We start from the raw sequence: 19,349 nt of genomic DNA, 5'->3' as shown, positions 1-19,349 counted from the left end.
CTCCGGCGACCCGAGGACGTCCTGCCTGGTCATCGACAGCGCGCGGCTGCCCGCGAAGTTGGGGATGCGAAGGTGCACGGCCAGATCCCTTCCGATCGGTGGGTGGCGCCTCGGCGGTCCACGCCTCGGCGGTCGATGCGTCGGCGAACGGCGGGTCAACCCTGGGGCTGGCGCCCGACGAGGTTGAAGAACACGTCGTCGAGGGTCGGGCGGCGCAGCGCGAAGTCCGCGACGTCCACCCCCGCGTCCCGGAGCGCGACGGCGGCGGCCGCGATGCCGTCCATGCCGTCGCGCAGTTGCAGCTTCACCAGGCCCTTGACGGGGTCGGTGCTCGGTTCGTCCACGGCGAGCGGCGCGAGCACCGCCACCGCGGCGGCCACCCGGTCGGGCAGCGCGACGGCCACTTCCAGCCACTCCTGGCCGACCTTGCGCTTGAGCTCGTCCGGTGTGCCGTCGGCGATCACCTGGCCGGCGGCGATGACCACGATCTGGTCGGCCAGGTAGTCGGCTTCCTCCAGGTACTGGGTGGTCAGCAGCACGGTCATGCCGTCGGCGACGAGGCCGCGCACGGTGTTCCACAGCGACTGCCTGCTGGCCGGGTCGAGCCCGGTGGTCGGCTCGTCCAGGAACAGCACCTGCGGGTGGCCGACCAGGCAGCTGGCCAGGTCGAGCCGGCGGCGCATGCCGCCGGAGTAGGTGCCGACCGGCCGGTCGCCCGCCGCGACGAGGTCGAAGCGCTCCAGCAGCTCCTGCGCACGACGGCGCGCGCCCGCGCCGCCCAGGTGCAGCAGCCGGCCGAGCAGCACCAGGTTCTCCCGGCCCGTCAGCAGCTCGTCCACGGCCGCGTTCTGCCCGGCCAGGCCGATCCGGCGGCGCACCTCGCGCGGCTGCGCGACCACGTCGAACCCGGCGACCTTGGCCTGCCCGCCGTCCGGCACGAGCAGCGTGGCCAGCGCGCGCACCGCGGTGGTCTTGCCCGCCCCGTTGGGGCCGAGCAGCCCGAGCACCGAACCCGTGCGCACGGACAGGTCGATGCCGCGCAGCGCCTCGGTCTTGTCGTAGGTCTTGCGCAGCCCGGTGACTTCGATGGCGAGGTCCATCAGCTCGCCCTGCTCTCACCGGCGGAGGACTCGCGCAGGCTGCGGGGCCGCATGTCGGTCCAGTTGTCCTCCACGTACGACAACGCGACCTCGCGCGTCGACTCCTCGAGCGCCACGGCCCACCCCGCGGGGACCTCGGCGAACGCGGGCCAGAGGCAGTGCTGGCCTTCGTCGTTCACCAGCACGAGGAACCTGCCGTCCTGATCGTCGAAGGGGTTCGTCATTCGGTTCTCCGTACCCTCGGGCGGATGGGGGACCCCAGTTGGTCAATGCTTTCGGCCCGCGCTGACCGGGCGCTGACAGATCGGTGATGCGTCCCGCTACGCCGGCGTCAGCCGCACGCGCAGGCTGCTGTAGCCGTGGACGAAGTTGGAGTACAGGCGGGTCGGCGGTGCTTCGACGTGGATCTCCGACACCAGGTCCCGCAGCCCTTCCAGCACGGAGGACACGTGCGAGCGGCCCAGGTAGGCGCCGAGGCAGAAGTGCGGGCCGAAGCCGAACGCGATGTGGCGGTTGGGCGTGCGCCCCAGGTCGAACCGCGCCGGGTCGTCGAACACGTCCTCGTCGAAGTTCGCCGAGCTGTTCCACATCGTGACCACGTCGCCGTCGCGGATCAGCTGCCCGCCCAGCTCCACGTCGGTCACCGCGCGGCGGCCGAAGTGCATCGCGGGCGTGGTCCAGCGCAGGACTTCCTCGGTGGCCGTGGCGATGGAGACGTCGCCGTTCTTCAACGCCCGCCACTGGTCGGGGTTCTCGGCGAGGGCGAGGATCGCGCCGATGGACGACATCCGGCTCGACTCGTCCGCGCCCAGGATCAGGCTGTAGGAGTTGAACACCACCTCGTCCTCGGGCAGCGGCGCGCCGTCGACCAGGCCGTTCGCCAACGCGCTGAGCACGTCGTCGCCGGGGTTGCGGCGGCGCTGCGCGGCGAGGTCGGTGAAGTACAGCAGGATCTCGTTGCGGGCCAGCCACTCGTCCAGCTGGCTGTCCTCGGAGCTGATGCGGCTCAACGTGCGGTTGTTCCAGTCGACGAGCTTCGCGCGGTCCGCGGCGGGCACGTCCATCAGGTCGCCGATGGTGTTGATCGGGATGTGGTCGGCCACGTCGGTGGCGAAGTCGCACGACCCGCGCGCGATCACCTCCGACAGCAACGTCGTCGTGCGCTTGCGGACCTGCTCGGCCACGGATTCGAGGAACCGCGGCGAAAAGGACTTGAGCATCAGGTTCCGCACCGCGCGGTGGTGCTCGCCGTCGGTGACGGCCAGCATCTTGCCCGACGCGGAGTCGTGCCCCTGCAACAACGTGGTGAGCACGTTGCCGCGCTCGGACGTGAGCCGCTTGTTGTCCTTGTAGCCGGCCACGCAGTCGGCGTGGCGGGTCACCACCCAGAAGCCGGGGTTGTCGCCGCGCGGCTCGTTCCAGTGCACGGGGCTCTCCGCGCGCAGGTGGCGCCACAGCTCCGGCAGGTCGACGTCCAGGAACGTCTGCGGGTCGGCGAGGTCGAGGGTGGCCGGATCGGCGATCATCGCGCGGTGCCGTCCCTTCAGGCGTTGCGGTAGCGGCGGACGCTGAGCACGGACGTGACCAGGAACAGCAGCCCGAGCGACACGAGGATCACCAGGCTGGGGTTCTCGGCCGGGAACCCGGTGCCGGTCGGCGCGCCGTTGCCCCACAGGTCACGGCAGGCGCTGATCACGGAGCTGACCGGGTTCCACTGGGCGATGGGCTGGATCCAGCCGGGCAGCTTGTCCACGGACAGGAAACCGGTGGACAGGAACGAGAACACGACGGCGACCAGGCCGCCGACGGACTCGATGGTCTCCAGGTTGCTCATCGCCATGCCCAGCAGCACGCCGACCCACAGCACGGTGAAGGTGAACACCACGACGAGCCCGAACCCGGCCAGCGTCGGCAGCACGCCGTTGTGCGGGCGCCAGCCGAACAGCAGGCCGAACGCGACCACGACGACCAGCCCGATCATGCTGATCAGCAGGTCGGCGATGACGTGCCCGATGAGCACCGCGGACCGCGAGATGGGCAGCGACCGGAACCGGTCGACCAGCCCGCCCTGCACGTCGAGCGCCACCGCGATGGCGGTCGGCCCGACGGCGGCCAGGGCGCCCTGCATGACCACGCCCGCGAAGATGAACTCGATGTAGTTGGTGCTGCCCGGGATCTGGATGGCGCTGGAGAACAGGTAGCCCAGCGCGACCATGGTGATCAGCGGGTTGAGCGTGATGCCGACCAGCCGGCCGGGGTTGCGGCGCAGCCGCCGCAACCGCCTGCCCGCGATGGCCAGGACCTCGGTCACGGACGCCAGCGGCGGTGCCGCCGACGGCGGGATGTCCAACGTGGTCACGGTCGTGCCTCCCCGGTGTGGTTGCCCTGCACCCGGCGGAGCTCGTCCGCGATCGCCGCGCCGATCAGCGCCTGCGGTTCGGGGTGCATCATGTACTCGTGCCCGCACGGAACGCGGCGCACGCGAACCTGTCCGTCCACGTAGGACTTCCAGGCGTCGGCCAGCTCGGTGATCTCGTCCTCGGTCCGGTCCGCGGTCGCGGAGAACAGCACCAGGTCGCCGCGCAGGGTGGACGGCGTGAAGCTCTCCATGATCCGGCCGTGGTTGCGCACCACGGCGAGCATGGCCAGCAGGCGCTGCTCACCCAGCTCGGCCAACGGGTGCCGGTCGCGGCGCAGCACCTCGACCACGTCACCCGGCTTCAACTCGCGGCCCGCGAACTCGCGCCGGTCGTGCCCGATCTGCTCCATGACGCGCAGCAGCAGCTCGTCGTGGTCGAGTTCTTCGTCCTCGGTCCCAGTCCGGTGCGGGTAGCCGTCGAGGTTGGCGACGAGCGCCACCTCGTCGCCCTGCGCTTGCAGCCGCACGGCCATCTCGTGCGCCAGCACGCCGCCGAACGACCAGCCGAGCAGGTGGTAGGGCCCCTCGGGCTGGACGGACTTGAGGTGCGGGATGTACTCGGCGGCCACGTCCTCGATCGAGGACGGCAGCGGCGCCAACCGGCCGACGCTGGGCGACTGGATGCCGTAGATCGGCACGTCCGGGTCCAGCGACCGGGCCAGGCCCACGTACGGCAGGCTCGACCCCAGACCGCTGTGCAGCACGAACAGCGGCGGCTTCGACCCCGACGGCCGGATCGGCAGCACGACCGCGAACGGGTCGAGCGTGTCGTCACCGGTGTCCAGCGCGCGCACCTCGTCGAACACCCTGGCCACCGCCGAGGCGCCCGCCGACGGCACGTCCTGCTCCTCGGCGATCGACGCGAGCCCGGCCGCGGTCTTGTGCACGAAGACGTCCGCGATGGTGAACCGCAGCCCGGCCTTGCGCGCCCGGCTCACCACGCCGGTGGCCAGCAGCGAGTGCCCGCCCAGCTCGAAGAAGTCGTCGTCCACCCGCACCGACGGCACGCCGAGCACGTCGGCGAACACGTCGCAGAGCAGCCGTTCGGCGGCCGTGGCCGGTTCGCGGGACGGTGTGCGGTGGGCGAAGTCGGGCGCGGGCAGCGCGGCCCGGTCCACCTTCCCGTTGGCGTTCAACGGGAACCGCTCCAGCGCCACCAGCGCGGACGGGACCATGTAGTCCGGCAGCGTCTCGCCGATCCGCCGCCGCACGACGGCCGGTTCCGGCACCTCCGCGCCCGCGACCGGCACCAGGTACCCGACGAGCCTGCCGCCGGACGCCACCACGACCGCGTCCGCGATCTCCGGCACGGCCCGCAGCGCCGCCTCGACCTCGCCGAGCTCGATCCGGAACCCGCGCACCTTGACCTGGTGGTCGCGGCGGCCCAGGAACTCGATCTCGCCCTCGGCGTCCCACCGGACCACGTCGCCGGTGCGGTACATCCGCGCGCCCGGCCCGGCGAACGGGTCGGCCAGGAACCGGTCCGCGGTCAACGCGGTGCGCCCGAGGTAGCCGCGCGCCAGGCCGTCGCCGCCGATGTACAGCTCGCCCGGCACGCCGACCGGCACCGGCCGCAGCGCGTGGTCGAGCACGTACACCTTGGTGTTGCCGATGGGCTTGCCGATGGTCGGCTTGCCGCCGTCCACCTCGGCCACCGTCGACCAGATCGTGGTCTCCGTCGGCCCGTACATGTTGCGCACGTCGTGCGCGTGCTCGCGCAGCGCCGCGGCCAGCGACTCGCTCAGCGCCTCGCCTCCGGTGAGCACCACGCGCAGCCGGCGCAGCGCCGCCGGGTCGGCCTCGATCAACGCCTGCCACAGGCTCGGCGTCGCCTGCATGACGGTGGTGCGGGTGTCGACCACGGCCGCGCCGAGCGCGATCGGGTCGCGCACCACCTCGCGGTCGGCCACGATCAGCGTCGCGCCGGAGACCAGCGGCACGAACACCTCCAGGATGGAGATGTCGAAGCCGAACGTGGTCACCGCGAGCAGCCGGTCGTCCCGGCTCATGGCCAGCCGCAGCCGCATGTCCGCGATCAGGTTGCGCAGCGCCCGGTGCGGGACCACCACGCCCTTCGGCTTGCCGGTCGAGCCCGACGTGTAGATCACGTACGCCGGGTGCTCGGGCCGCAGCGGCGCGAGCCGGTCCCGGTCGGTCAGCTCCGCCGCGCCGCCGCGACCGCGCAGCAGCTTGTCCACCTCGGGCGCGTCGAGGTGCAGCCTCGGCGTGCCGTCGGGCAGGTCCGTGCCGCTGGTCGTGACGGTCAGGATCGGCGACGCGTCGGCCAGGGTGAGCCGGAGGCGGTCCGCCGGGTGGTCGGGGTCGAGCGGCAGGAACGCGGCGCCGGACTTGAGCACCGCCAGCGCCGCCACGACCAGGTCGGACGACCGGGGCACGGCGATGGCCACGATCTTCTCCGGGCCCGCGCCGCGCCGGATCAGCTCACGCGCGAGCCGGTTCGACCGCGCGCCCAGCTGCCGGTAGGTCAGCTCGCCGCCGGAGCCCGCCATGGCGGTGACGCCGGGGATCTGCCTGGTCCGGTTGGCGACCATGTCCGGCACCAGCGCCCGGTCGAACGGGCGCGCGGTGTCGTTCCACTCGACCAGGATCCGGTGCCGTTCGGCCGCGCTGAGCACGTCCACGTCGCTCAGCGGCGCGTCCGGGTTCGCCAGCACGGCGGTGAGCACCCGGATCAGCCGCTGCGCGATGGAGTCGACGGTGGCGCGGCGGAACAGGTCGGTGCGGTAGGCGAGCACGCCGTCCATGCCCGCGGGTGCGCCGTCGACCTGCCGTTCCACCAGGTCGAACGTGAGGTCGAACTTGGACCGCTCGGCCTTCATCGGCTCGACGGCGGCGTGCACGCCGGGCAGCCCCTCGGCGGCGTCGTCGTCGTTCTGGAACGCCAGCATCACCTGGAACAGCGGGTGCCTGGCCAGCGACCTGGTCGGGTTGAGCGCCTCCACCAGGTACTCGAACGGCAGGTCCTGGTGGGCGTAGGCGGCCAGGTCGGTCTCCCGCACCCGGCGCACCAGCTCGCGGAACGTCGGGTCGCCGCCGGTGTCGGTGCGCAGCACCAGCGTGTTGACGAAGAAGCCCACCACGTCGTGCAGCGCCTCGTCGGTGCGGCCCGCGATGGGGCTGCCCAGCGGGATGTCGGTGCCCGCGCCGAGCTTGGTCAGCAGCGCCGACACCGCGGCCTGCATGAGCATGAACACGCTCGCGCCGGTCTCGCGGGACAGCGCCTGCAGACCCGCGTGCAGCTCGGGCGACACGGCGAACTGGTGCACGTCGCCCTCGTAGTGGCTGACCGCCGGCCGGGGGAAGTCGGTCGGCAGGTCCAGTTCCTCGGGCAGGTCGGCCAACGCGTGCGTCCAGTACGCCAGCTGCTCGGCCAGCACGCTCTTCGGGTCGTGCTCGTCGCCGAGCCACTGCCGCTGCCACACCGCGTAGTCCGCGTACTGCGCGGGCAGCGGCTGCCACGACGGCGCCGCGCCCGTGCGGCGGGCCGCGTAGGCGGTGGCGAGGTCACGGGCCAGCGGCGCGGACGACCAGCCGTCGAACGCGATGTGGTGGAACACCAGCAGCAGCACGTGCTCCCGCTCCCCCACCTCGTACAGCCGGGCCCGCAGGGCGGGTTCCGCGCCGAGGTCGAAGCCGCGGTCGACCTCTTCGGCGAGGGTGGCCGCGATGTCGTCGGTGCGGCCGACCACGAGCGCGCCGGGCCGGGCGGGCAGCACCCGCTGGTACGGCACGCCGTCCACGTCGGGGAAGACGGTGCGCAGGATCTCGTTGCGCGCCACCACGTCGTCCACGGCGGCGGCGAGAGCGGGCACGTCCAGCTCACCGGTCAGCCGCACCGCCAGCGGGATGTTGTACGTGCCGGTGGAGCTCTCCTCGAGCTGGTTGAGGAACCACAGCCGGCGTTGGGCGAACGACAGCGGCAGGCCCTCGTCGCCGGACCGCTCGACCGGCCGCAGCGCGGGCCGCGCCCGGTCCGCGCCGACGACCAGCTTGGCCAGGCCCGCGACCGTGCGCGCCTCGAACAGCGCGCGCACGGGCAGCTCAACGTCCAGCACCGTGCGCACCCGGCTGACGACCCGGGTGGCCAGCAGCGAGTGGCCGCCCAGCTCGAAGAAGTCGTCCTCCACGCCGACCTCGGCGGTGCCCAGCACCTCGCCGAACACGCCGGACAGGATCTCCTCGACCGGTGTGCGCGGGCCCCTGCCCTTGGCGGTCGCCGTCGGGTCGGGCGCCGGCAGCGCCTTGCGGTCCACCTTCCCGTTCGGGGTCAGCGGCAGCGCGTCCAGCACCACCATCGCGGCCGGGACCATGTAGTCGGGCAGCGAGTCGGCCAACGCCTCCCGCACCGCCGTCACGTCCAGCGCCGAGCCGGGCGCGGCGACGACGTACCCGATGAGCCGCTTGTGGCCGCCCTGGTCGCCGCCGACGGCCACGGCCGCGTCGCCGACCTCGGGCACCGCGCGCAACGCGGCCTCGACCTCGCCCAGCTCGATGCGGTGGCCGCGGATCTTGACCTGGTGGTCGCGGCGCTCCAGGAACTCCAACTGGCCGTCCGGCCGCAGCACCACCCGGTCACCCGTGCGGTACATGCGCGTTGCCCCAAAAGAACCAGACACCGCGCCGTACGGGTCGGCCACAAATGTCACCGCGGTCTTGGCGCGGTCGCCGAGGTAGCCGCGGCCGACGCCGATGCCGCCGACGTACAGCTCGCCGGCCACGCCGGCGGGCACCGGGCGAAGGTCGTCGCCCAGCACGTACAGCCGGGTGTTGCGGACCGGGCGGCCGATCGGCACGCGGGCGCCGCCCAGCGGGTCGCCGTGCCGGATGATCGCGTGCGTGACGTCGTCGGAGCACTCGGTCGGGCCGTAGGCGTTGACCAGCGGGATGTCCGGGTAGCGGGCGAACCACCGGTGGCACAGGTCGGGCGGCAGCGCCTCGCCCGTGACGACCAGCCACCGCAGCCCCGGCAACGCGGGCGTCTCCTCGGTGATGTCCCACGCGTCCAGCGCCGCGCGCAGCAGCGACGGGACGACTTCGAGGATCGTCACGCCCTCGTCGGGGATGGTGGCGAACAGCGCGTTGGGGTCCACGGCGGTGTCGCGGCCGGTGACCCGGACCTGCCCGCCCGCCATCAACGCGGTGAGCATCTGCCACACCGAGATGTCGAACGTGACCGGCGCGTTGTGCACGATCTTGTCCGAAGAGGACACTTCGAGGTCGTCCACCTTGCACCACAGGTGGTTCACCATGCCCCGGCGGTGCACCATCGCGCCCTTGGGCTTGCCCGTTGAGCCGGACGTGAAGATCACGTACGCGAGATCGTCGGGCTCGCCGAGGGCAGGGGCCAACTCCGCGTCCACCGCGCCGTCGAGCACGACGATCTCCACGACACCGGCGATCTCACGGGCCAGCTCCAGGTGCGCCTCGTCCACCGCGATCCGCCGCGCGCCGCAGTCGGCCAGCAGCGCGGCGACGCGGGCGACCGGCGCCTGCACGTCCAGCGGCACGTACCCGCCGCCCGCGCCTAGCACGCCGAGCACCGCGGTGACGAACCCGACGCCGGGTGAGGCCAGCACGGCGGTCAGCCCGTCGCCGACCCGCCGGGAGAACGCGCTCGCCCGCCCGACCAGCTCGGCGTAGGTGACGCTGCCGTGGTCGTCGGTCACGGCCACCGCGTCCGGGTGCGCCAGCGCCAGCGCGCGGACGCGTTCGACCACGCCCTCGTACGGCTGCGGCCGGACCGGTCCGGTGCCGGCGGCCAGCACGTGCGCCCGCTCGGCCTCGTCGAGCACGTCGACCCGGCTCAGCGGCGCGGCGGGCTCCGTCACCACCGTGCGCAGGAACGCGACGAGCCGTTCGGCCAGCCGTCGTGCCGACGCCTCGGTGAACAGCTCGGTGCTGTACTCCAGCACGCCGTGCATCCCGGTCGGCACGCCCTCGGCGTACCGCTCCTCCAGCAGCACGGTGAAGTCGAACTTCGCCCGCTGCGACCGCACCGGCTCCACCCGCCCGGACAGGCCGGGCAGGTGCAGCGGGATGTCGTCGCTGCTGTTCAGCGCGAGCATGACCTGGAACAGCGGCTGCTTGTTCAGCGACCGCTCCGGGTTGAGCTTGTCGACCAGGTGCTCGAACGGCACGTCCTGGTGCTGGTAGGCGGCCAGGTTCGTGTCGCGGACCCGGTGCAGCAGCTCGGCGAACGTCGGGTCGCCGCTGGTGTCGGTGCGCAGCACCAGCGTGTTGACGAAGAACCCGATCAGGTCGCCGAGCTCGTCGTCGGTGCGGCCGGCGGTGGGCGTGCCCAGGGGGATGTCCGTGCCCGCGCCGAGCTTGGTCAGCAGCGCCGACAGGGCGGCCTGGAACACCATGAACACGCTCGCGCCCGCCTCACGGGCCAGCGCGACCACCCGGTGGTACAGCTCGGCGTCCACCTCGAACCGCAGCTCGTCGCCGTCGTAGTTGCTCACGGCGGGCCGGGGGAAGTCGGTGGGCAGCTCCAGTTCCTCGGGCACGCCCGCCAACGCCTGGGTCCAGTAGGCGAGCTGGCGCGCGAGCAGGCTCTCGGTGTCGTGCTCGTCGCCGAGCAGTTCCCGCTGCCACAACGCGTAGTCCGCGTACTGCACGGCCAGCGGCGACCAGTCGGGCCGGGTGCCCGCCACCCTGGCGCGGTAGGCCGTGGCCAGGTCCTGCACCAGCGGCGCGATCGACCAGCCGTCGAACGCGATGTGGTGGAACACCAGCAGCAGCACGTGCTCCGAGGGCGCGACACCGAACAGCCGGGCCCGCATCACGGGCTCGGTGGCCAGGTCGAAGCCGCGGTCGGCCTCGGCGGTGAGCACGTCGGACAGCTCCGCGCCGGGCAGCCGGGTCAGCGGCAGCTCCGGGTAGTCCGCGGGCACGTCCACCACGCGCTGGTACGGCGTGCCCTCGACGTCCGGGAACACCGACCGCAGGATCTCGTGCCGCTGCACGAGGTCGCGCAGCGCGCCGCGCAACGCGGGCAGGTCCAGGTCGCCGGACAGCCGCAGGGCCATCGGCACGTTGTAGGTGCCGGTCGTGCCGTCCTCGAACTTGTCCAGGAACCACAGCCTGCGCTGCGCGAACGACAGCGGGATCCGCTCGTCACGGGGGAAGGGGCGCAGCGCCGGGCGCGCGTCGGACGCGCCGCCGACCTGCTCGGCCACGCCGGCGACCGTGCGCGCCTCGAACAACGCCCGGATCGGCAGCTCGACGCCCAGCGCGGCACGGGCCCGGCTGATCACCTTGGTGGCCAGCATGGAGTGGCCGCCCAGGGCGAAGAAGTCGTCGTCGATGCCGACCTGGGGCAGTTGCAGCACGTCCGCGAAGACGCCGCACAGGATCTCCTCGACCGGGTTGCGCGGACCGCGGCCCCGCGCCTGGCCCGCGAAGTCCGGCGCGGGCAGCGCCTTGCGGTCCAGCTTGCCCTGCGTGGTCAGCGGCAGCTCGTCCAGCACGACGATCGCGGACGGCACCATGTACTCGGGCAGCGCCTCGACCAGCCGCTCGCGCAGCCCCGCCGGGACGGTCTTGCCCTCCTCGGTGACGATGTAGGCCACCAGCTTCCGATCGCCTTCGTCATCCTCACGCACGACGGCCACGGCGAGGTTGACGTCCGGGTGGGCCAACAGCGCCGACTCGATCTCGCCCAGCTCGATCCGGAACCCGCGCAGCTGCACCTGGTCGTCGGCCCGGCCGAGGTAGTCGAGCTGGCCGTCCGGGTGCCACTTCACCAGGTCGCCGGTGCGGTACATGCGGTCGCCCGGCCCGCCGAACGGGTCGGCGACGAACCGCTCCGCGGTCAGGCCGGGCCGGTTCAGGTAGCCGCGGGCGAGGCCGCCGCTGACGTACAGCTCACCCGTGACGCCGACCGGCACGGGCTGGAGCAGCGAGTCGAGCACGTACACGCGGTGCGCGGCGGTGGGCCTGCCGATCGGCGGTCGCCCGCCCGGCGACAGCGGTCCGCCGACCGTCGCGGCCAGCACGGACTCCGTCGGCCCGTAGCCGTTGAACATGCGGTGGGTGACCGACCAGCGCGCCACCACCTCCGGCGGGCACGCCTCGCCGGCCACGACCATGGTCAGGTCGGCGGGCAGCACCGTGCCCTCGGGCATCCCACCCGCGACCACGGGCGGCAGCGCGGCCAGGTTCACCCCGTTGTCGTTGATCAGGTCGATCAGGGCCTGGCCGGGTCCGCGCGCGTCGTCGCCGGCGACCACGACCGTGCCGCCGCCGCACAGCGCGAGGCCCATCTCCCAGACCGTGGCGTCGAAGCTGTAGGAGGCGAACTGCAACACCCGCGTGTCGGGCGTGACCTGGAACTTGTCGATCAGGCTGAGCACCATCGCGACGAAACCGGCGTGGTCGACCACGACGCCCTTGGGCTTGCCGGTGGACCCGGAGGTGTGGATGACGTACGCCGGGTGGTGCGGGCGCAGCGGCGCCACGCGGTGGTCGTCGGTGAGGTTGCCGTCCGAGTAGCCGTCGAGCTCGATCGCGTCGATGGCGACCACCTCGACGTCCACGTCCAGCGTGACGGCCACGTCCACAGTGGACAGCAGCACGCTCGGCGTGGCGTCGGAGATCAGGTAGTCGACCCGGTCGGCGGGGTACTTGGCGTCGATGGGCAGGTAGGCCGCGCCCGCCTTGAGCACCGCGAGGACGGCGACCAGCATCTCCAGCGAGCGCGGCATGGCCAGCGCGACCACGCCCTCCGGTCCGACGCCGCGGGCGACGAGCATCCGGGCGAGCCGGTTCGCGCGGGCGTTCAGCTCGGCGTAGGTCAGGCGCTCGCCCTGGAAGACGGCCGCGGTCGAGCCGGGCGCCTCCGCGGCACGTGCCTCGAACAGGTCGTTGACCACGACGTCCGGCACGGGGGTGATCGCGCCGCCCCACTCGTGCAGGATGCGGGCGCGTTCGTCGGCGGCCAGCAGGTCGAGCTGACCGACGCGCGCGTCCGGGTCCTTGACCAGGGTGTGCAGCAGGCGCGTGAAGCGGTCGACCACGGACCGGATGTGGTCCTCGCCGAAGATGTCCGCCCGGTACTGGGCGAGCAGCCGCACCTCCCGGCCGGGGTACACGGAGAGCGCGAACGGGTACTCGGCGACCAGCCTGCCCTCGGCGCCGGTCAGCCGGACGCCCGGGATGATCCCGGACAGGCCGTCGGTGTCCATCGGGTAGTTGTGGAAGCTGACCACGGTGTCGAACAGCTCGCCGACGCCGCCGAGCTGCTGCACCTCGGCCAGGCCGAGGAAGTGGTGCGGGGTCAGGTCGAGCTGCTCGTCCTGCACGCGGGCCAGCAGGTCGGCCACCGAGGCGGCCGGGTCGAGCCTGACCCGGACGGGCAGCGTGTTGAGGAACAGGCCGACCATCGACTCCATGCCCGGCAGGTCGACCGGGCGGCCCGAGTGCACCGCGCCGAACACCACGTCGTGCCGACCGGTGAGCCGGCCGAGCAAGAGCGCCCACGCGCCCTGCATCACGGTGTTCAGGGTCAGGCCGCGGGCCCGTGCCCAACTCGACAGCTTGCGGGTGAAGTCCTCCGGCAGGTCCACGACCAGCGACGCGGGCGGGTCCGTGACGCGCGGCCGGTCGGCCGGGCCGATCCGGGTCGCCTCGTCGACGCCGTCCAACGCGGTCCGCCACGCCTCGCGCGCGGCTTCCTCGTCCTGCCCGGCCAGCCACTCCAGGTAGCCGCGCGACGGCGCGACCGGCGGCAGGGCGTTCAGGTCCGCGCCGTTGGCGGTGAGGGTGAACAGCTCGCGGGCGAAGATCGGCATCGACCAGCCGTCCACCAGGATGTGGTGCACGGCCCAGATCAGCCGGAACCGGTCGTCGGCCAGCCGGACCGCGGTGAACCGCAGCAGCGGCGGGTCGGCCATGTCGAACCGGCGCACCCAGTCGGCGTCGGTCAGCCGCGCCAGCTCGCGTGCGGCGTCGTCGGGGTCCATGCCGGTGAGGTCGACCTCCTCCCACGGCAGGGCCGCGGTGACCGGGATGACCTGCACCGCGTCGCCGGACGGGCGGGAGTGGAACGACGCCCGCAGGTTCGGGTGCCTGCGCAGCAGCGCTTCCGCCGCGGCGCGGAACGCCTCGACGTCCAACGCGCCCTCGACGTCCACGACGACCTGGAGGGTGTAGACGTCGGCGCCGTCGCGGTCGAACTCGGCCTGGAACAGCAGGCCCTTCTGCAACGGCGACAGCGGCAGCACGTCCAGCACCGAGCCGGTCTCGCGCTCGATGTCGGCGATCTCCCGCTCGGTCAGCTCGACCAGGTCGAAGTCGGACGGGCTGTGCCCGCCCGCGCCGGGCAGCGCGGCGTGCTCGACGAACGCCTCCAACGCGCGGAACCACGTGCGCGCGATGTCCTCGACGTCGGTCTCGGACAGCAGTTCGTCGGCCCACAGCCAGTCCGCGACCAGGTTCGGCCCGTGCGGGCCGTCCTCGGTGACCGGGGTGACGGCGAGCGCGTGCCGCAGCGGCATGTCCGGGTGCACGCCCGTGCCGATGGCGGTGCCCGCGTCCAGCGACCACTCGGCGCCCGCGCCGCCGGGGGTGGCGAACCGGCCCAGGTAGTTGAACCCGAGCTGCGGCGTGCCGAACCGGGCCAGCGCGCCGACGGTCTGCGGGTTGAGGTAGCGCAGCAGGCCGAAGCCGATGCCGTGGTCGGGCAGGGCGCGCAGCTGTTCCTTGACCCGCTTGATCGCGGTGCCCGCGCTCGCGCCGCCCGCCCAGAGGTCGGCGCGGTCCAGCTCGCCCGGGTCGACGCGCAGCGGGAACACGCTGGTGAACCAGCCCGCCGTGCGGGACAGGTCCAGCTCGTCGGCGACCTGCTCGCGGCCGTGGCCCTCGACCTCGACCAGCACCGCCGAGTCGGCCGCGCCGAGCCGCTTGCGCCGCCAGTCGGCGACCGCGACGGCGAGACCGGCCAGCAGCACGTCGTTGATCTCGGCGTGGAAGACGGCGGGCACCTTGGTCAGCAGGGCCGCAGTCTGCTCGGTCGGCAGCACGAGCCGCAGCGACCGGGCGGTGCCGTAGGTGTCGCGGGCCGGGTCGAGCGGGCGGCTGCCCAGCGGGACGTCGCCGCGTTGGACCTGGCCCGCCCACAACGGCAGCTCGGTGACGCGGGCACTGGCGCGGGCGTGCTCGGCGAGCACCTTCGACCAACGGCGGTAGGACGTGCCGACGGGCTGCAACGGCCTGCCGGCCACCGCGTCGGCGAGGTCGGGCACCAGGATGCGCCACGTGACGCCGTCCACCACGAGGTGGTGGACCACGAGCACCAGCCGTGCCTCCAGGCCCGAGTCCACCAGCACGGCCTGCACCACGCGGCCCTCTTCGGGCGCGAGCGCGGCCCTGGCGCGGGCGACCTCCTCGGCCACCGCCTCGTCCAGGTCGTCGGACTCGGCGACCTGGGCGCGGCGGACGAGCTTGGTGGCCCGGATCGCGCCGACCGGCAGCACTTCCATGCTCCACAGGCCGGGCAGCGGCACGCTCAGCTTGGCGCGCAGCGCGTCGTGGTGGTCGATCACGGTCTGCACCGCGCCGGCCAGCTTCACCGCGTCCAGTCCGGTGGGCACGTGCAGCACGACGTACTGGCTGTACTGGCGGGTGACGTCGGTCAGCTCGGACAAATCCTCGCGGAGCTGGTGCGCGATCGGCGTCAGCTCGATCTCGCCCACGCCGTCGTCCGCCACCACCGCGTGCCCGCTCGCGTCGGAGGCCATCGCGGCGATCGCGGCGGGCGTGCGGTGCTTGAGCACGTCACGCGAGGTGAACACGACACCGGCCCGGCGGGCCCGGCTGACCACCTGGATGGAGCTGATGCTGTCGCCGCCCAGGGTGAAGAAGTCGTCGTCCGGGCCGACATCGCGCAGGCCGAGCACTTCGGCCACGACCTCGCACAACACCCGTTCACGCGGGGTGCGCGGCGCGCGGGACGTGCCGACCGTGAGGTCCGGCGCGGGCAGGGCCTTGCGGTCCACCTTGCCGTGCGCGGTCAGCGGCATCTTCGGCAGTTCGACGAACACCGACGGCACCAGGTAGTCCGGCAGCACCTCGCCGAGCCGCGCCCGCAGGTCGCCGAGCGACCGGCCGTCGGCGGCGACGACGTACCCGACGAGCCGCTTGCCGCCGGACGCGTCCGACACCACCCGCACGGCGGCGTCGGCGATGCCGGACAGGCCGCGCAGGGTCGTCTCGATCTCGCCCAGCTCGATCCGGTGGCCGCGCACCTTCACCTGGTGGTCGCGGCGTTCCAGGAACTCCAGCTGCCCGTCCTCGCGCCGAACGACGCGGTCGCCCGTGCGGTACATGCGACCACCGGAAAAGGGGTCGGCGAGGAACGTGGCGGCGGTGCGCTTCGGGTCGGCCAGGTAGCCCAGGCCCACGCCGGCGCCGCCGACGTACAGCTCGCCGGGCACGCCGGTCGGCACCGGGCTCAGGTCGTCGCCCAGCACGTACAGGCTCGTGTTGCGGACCGCGCGGCCGATCGGCACGCGCGTGGTGCCCGCCGCGTCCTCGATCGTGACGAACGCGTGCGTGACGTCGTCGGAGCACTCGGTCGGCCCGTAGGCGTTGACCAGCGGCACGGTCGGGAAGCGGGCGAACCAGCGCAGGCACAGGTCCGGCGGCAACGCCTCGCCGGTCACCACGAGGTGCCGCAGCGACGGCAGCTTGGGCCGCGCCTCGACCACGTCCCACGCGTCCAGCGCGGCCCGCAGCAGCGACGGCACCAGCTCCAGCACGCTGATCCGCTCGTCGGCGACCAGGCCGAACAGCTGGTCCGGGTCGGCCGCGGTCTCCCGGCCGACGACCCGCACCCGGCCGCCCACGACCAGCGGCACGAGCATCTGCCACACCGAGATGTCGAACGTCAGCGGCGCGTTCTGCACCACGCTGTCGCGGTCGGTCAGCCCCAAGTCCTCGACCTTGGCCAGCAGGTGGTTCACCATGCCGCGCCGGTGCACCATCGCGCCCTTGGGCTTGCCCGTCGACCCGGACGTGAAGATCACGTAGGCCAGGTCGTCCGGACCGCCGAGCACGGGCGCGAGGTCGGTGTCCTCGGCGCCGTCCAGGACGACGGTCTCGACGCCGATCTCCTGCGCCGCCGCGCGGTGCGCCGGGTCGACCACGAGGAGCTTGATCCCGTTGTCGCGCACCAGTTCCGCCGTGCGGACGGCAGGCGCACGTGTGTCCAGCGGCACGTAGGCGGCACCGGCGCCCAGGACGCCGAGCATCGCCGAGACGAACCCCGCGCCGGGCGCGGCCAGCACACCGACCAGGTCGGCGCCGACGAGCTTGCGGGACAACGCGCTGGCCCGTGCGACGAGGGAGGAGTACGTGACGTCGAAGTCGTCCTCGACCACCGCGACGGCGTGCGGGCGCTGCGCGGCAAACGCGCGCACCTGCTCCACCACGTCGGTGAACGAGTCGGGCCGGGTCGCGCCGGTCGTCGCGCCGAGCCACGCCGACCGCTCGGCCCGGTCCAGCACGTCCAGCCGCGCCAACGGCTCGTCGTCGTCCGCGCGGGCGAACCGGTCCAGGAACGCGGTGAAGCGGGCCAGGTGCTCCCGCGCCTCCTCGTCGGTGTACAGCTCGGGGTTGCCGTTGAGGTGGACCTCCAGCCCGCCGTCGGGCGCGTCCACCACGGTGAGCATCAGGTCTTCGATGAGGCCGGTCGACAGGTTGTTGACCTCGACCTCGCAGTCGCCGAGCGCGAACGTCGTCTGCTGCGGCAGGATGTTCACGAACGGGCCGAACGGCCGCCGGTCGTCACTGGCCAGGCCCAGGCCGCGGCGGATCCGGCTGACCCGGTACCGCTGGTGCTTGAGCGCCTTGGCCAGCTCGCGGGACGTGCGGCGGAGCAGGTCCGAACGGGTCTCGCGCGGGCTCACCCGCACCCGCAGCGGCAGGTAGTTCGCCACCATCCCCGGCACCGCGCGCATCGTCGCGCCCATCCGGGCGGTCGCGGGCAGGGTCAGCAGCACGTCGCCGACACCGGTCAGCCGCTGGGTGTAGACGGCCACCGCGGACAGCACGACGGCAGGCCACGTGGACGCCGACCGGCTCGCCAGCTCGCGCAACGCCTCCGCGGTGTCCTTCGACAGCACGTCCGTGCGGCGCAGGAAGCCACGCACCTCGGGCCCGGACACCGTGCGCGTGGACAGGCTCACCAGGTCCGGCGTCTCGTCGAACGCGTTCGCCCAGAAGTCCTTGTCCTTCGCCGCCGCCGCGGACTCCTCGTACGCGCGCTCACCGTCCAGCAGCGCGCTCAGCGGCGGGATCGGCTTGCCGTCCACGCCGGCGTACAGCTCGGCCAGCCGACGCCAGAACACCACCTGGCTGTACCCGTCGCACAGCAGGTGGTGGATGCGCATGTAGAAGAAGTGCCGGTCCTCGGCCACCTTGATAACGGCGAGCCGGAACAGCGGGAACTCGTCCAGCGAGAACGGCGTGGCGAGGTCGGCGCGCATCCAGTCGGCGGCCTCGTCGGCGGTCAGCGCCAACTCGGTGAGCGGCAGCTCGGGCAGCGGCGTCACGACCTGCCGCGGCGCGCCGTCCACCTCGACGTACCGGGTGTGCGTGCACTCGGCCTCGTCGACCATCCCGCGTGCGGCGGCGATCAGGGCGCGCACGTCCAGCGGGCCCCGGATGTCGAGGTAGCCGGCCGAGTTGTAAGCGACGCCCCGCCCGTTGAGCTTCTCGTCGAACCAGATCTCGGCCTGTCCGGCGGAAAGGGGCAGGTTCACCGCTTCGGTCATGGCATTCTCCTCGCAAGCGTCGCGGGATCGGCCGCGGCGAGCTGGTCGCCGAGCAGGTCCGCGCCGTAGATGTCCGCGATCCACTGGTCGTGGTAGACGGTGTCCAGGTAGCGGTCACCGAGGTCCGGCGCGATCGCGACCGCGGTCACGTCCCCGTCGGGCCGGTTGCGCGTGAGCCAGTCGGTGGCGCCGGACAGGACCGTGCCGGTCGAGCCGCCGAACAGGAAGCCGTGCCGCACCAAGGTCCGGCAGGCGCGCACCGTGTCCCGCTCCGCCACGTGCAGCACCTCGTCCACGAAGGACTCGTCCAGCAGGGGCGGGCGGACGCTGGTGCCCAGGCCCGGCAGCATCCGCGGCTGCGGCGGCGTGCCGAAGGTGACCGAGCCGACCGAGTCGACCGCCACCACCCGCACCGACGGCTTGTTCTCCTTGAAGTACCGCGCGCAGCCCATCAGCGTGCCGGTGCTGCCCGCGCCGATGAACACCACGTCGACCTCGGGGAAGCTCTTCAGGATCTCCGGGCCGGTGCTCTGGTAGTGCGCCATCCAGTTCGCCGGGTTGGCGTACTGGTTGAGCCAGATGTGGTTCTCGTTCTCGCACAGCCGCTTGACGTGGGCGATGCGGGCGCCGAGGTACCCGGTCTCCGGGTCGGGCTCGGTGATGATGTGCACCTGCGCGCCCAACGCCTCCATCAGCTGTCTGGTGGCGAGGTTGCAGCGCGCGTCGGTGACGCACAGGAACCGGTAGCCGCGGCTCGCCGCCACCAGGGCCAGCGCCACCCCGAGGTTGCCCGACGAACTCTCCACCAGCGTGGCGCCCTCGCGCAGGGTGCCCGCGCGCACCGCGGCGGACACCATCTCGTTGGCGGCCTTGAGCTTGATGGACCCGGCGAAGTTGAACCCTTCGCACTTGAGGTACAGCGGGTGGCCCGAGAGCCGCCGGAGGTCCACGTAGAGGTCGTCCACGTTGAACTCCTGGGGCGTCGATATCACTGGCATGCGCCGACTCCTAGGCGAGGTGCACGGTCAGGCG

Annotated in this window: 6 protein-coding genes; all 6 read right to left on the bottom strand. The window is 72.8% G+C overall.

The features are described 5' to 3' along the window. Nucleotides 1-155: 155 nt before the first annotated feature. Nucleotides 156-1,100, bottom strand: a complete 945-nt coding sequence (locus ADK67_RS13260) for an ATP-binding cassette domain-containing protein (protein WP_053716709.1) — start codon at nt 1,098-1,100, stop codon at nt 156-158. Further along, a complete protein-coding gene (locus tag ADK67_RS13255; protein WP_053716708.1) occupies nt 1,100-1,324 on the bottom strand; it encodes an MbtH family protein in 225 nt (74 codons plus the stop codon). Before ADK67_RS13255 ends, ADK67_RS13260 begins: the two co-directional genes overlap by 1 nt. A gap of 96 nt (nt 1,325-1,420) precedes the next feature. After that, nucleotides 1,421-2,626 (bottom strand): cytochrome P450, encoded by a 1,206-nt coding sequence (locus ADK67_RS13250; protein ID WP_053716707.1) that lies wholly within the window; start codon nt 2,624-2,626, stop codon nt 1,421-1,423. Nucleotides 2,627-2,643: 17 nt separating this feature from the next. Further along, complete coding sequence (locus ADK67_RS13245; RefSeq protein ID WP_053716706.1) at nt 2,644-3,459, bottom strand: ABC transporter permease; 816 nt, start codon at nt 3,457-3,459, stop codon at nt 2,644-2,646. Continuing rightward, nucleotides 3,456-18,317: a non-ribosomal peptide synthetase gene (locus ADK67_RS13240; protein WP_053716705.1), complete on the bottom strand. Its 14,862-nt coding sequence runs from the start codon at nt 18,315-18,317 to the stop codon at nt 3,456-3,458. Before ADK67_RS13240 ends, ADK67_RS13245 begins: the two co-directional genes overlap by 4 nt. After that, nucleotides 18,314-19,315, bottom strand: coding sequence for a 2,3-diaminopropionate biosynthesis protein SbnA (sbnA, locus tag ADK67_RS13235; RefSeq protein WP_053716704.1), 1,002 nt, complete (start codon nt 19,313-19,315; stop codon nt 18,314-18,316). Before sbnA ends, ADK67_RS13240 begins: the two co-directional genes overlap by 4 nt. Between the last annotated feature and the right edge of the window lie 34 nt (nt 19,316-19,349).

The sequence above is a fragment of the Saccharothrix sp. NRRL B-16348 genome (assembly GCF_001280085.1).
Taxonomy (GTDB): Bacteria; Actinomycetota; Actinomycetes; order Mycobacteriales; family Pseudonocardiaceae; genus Actinosynnema.
Note: the sequence above shows the minus strand (reverse complement) of the source record. Positions and strands in the feature narration are given on the sequence as shown.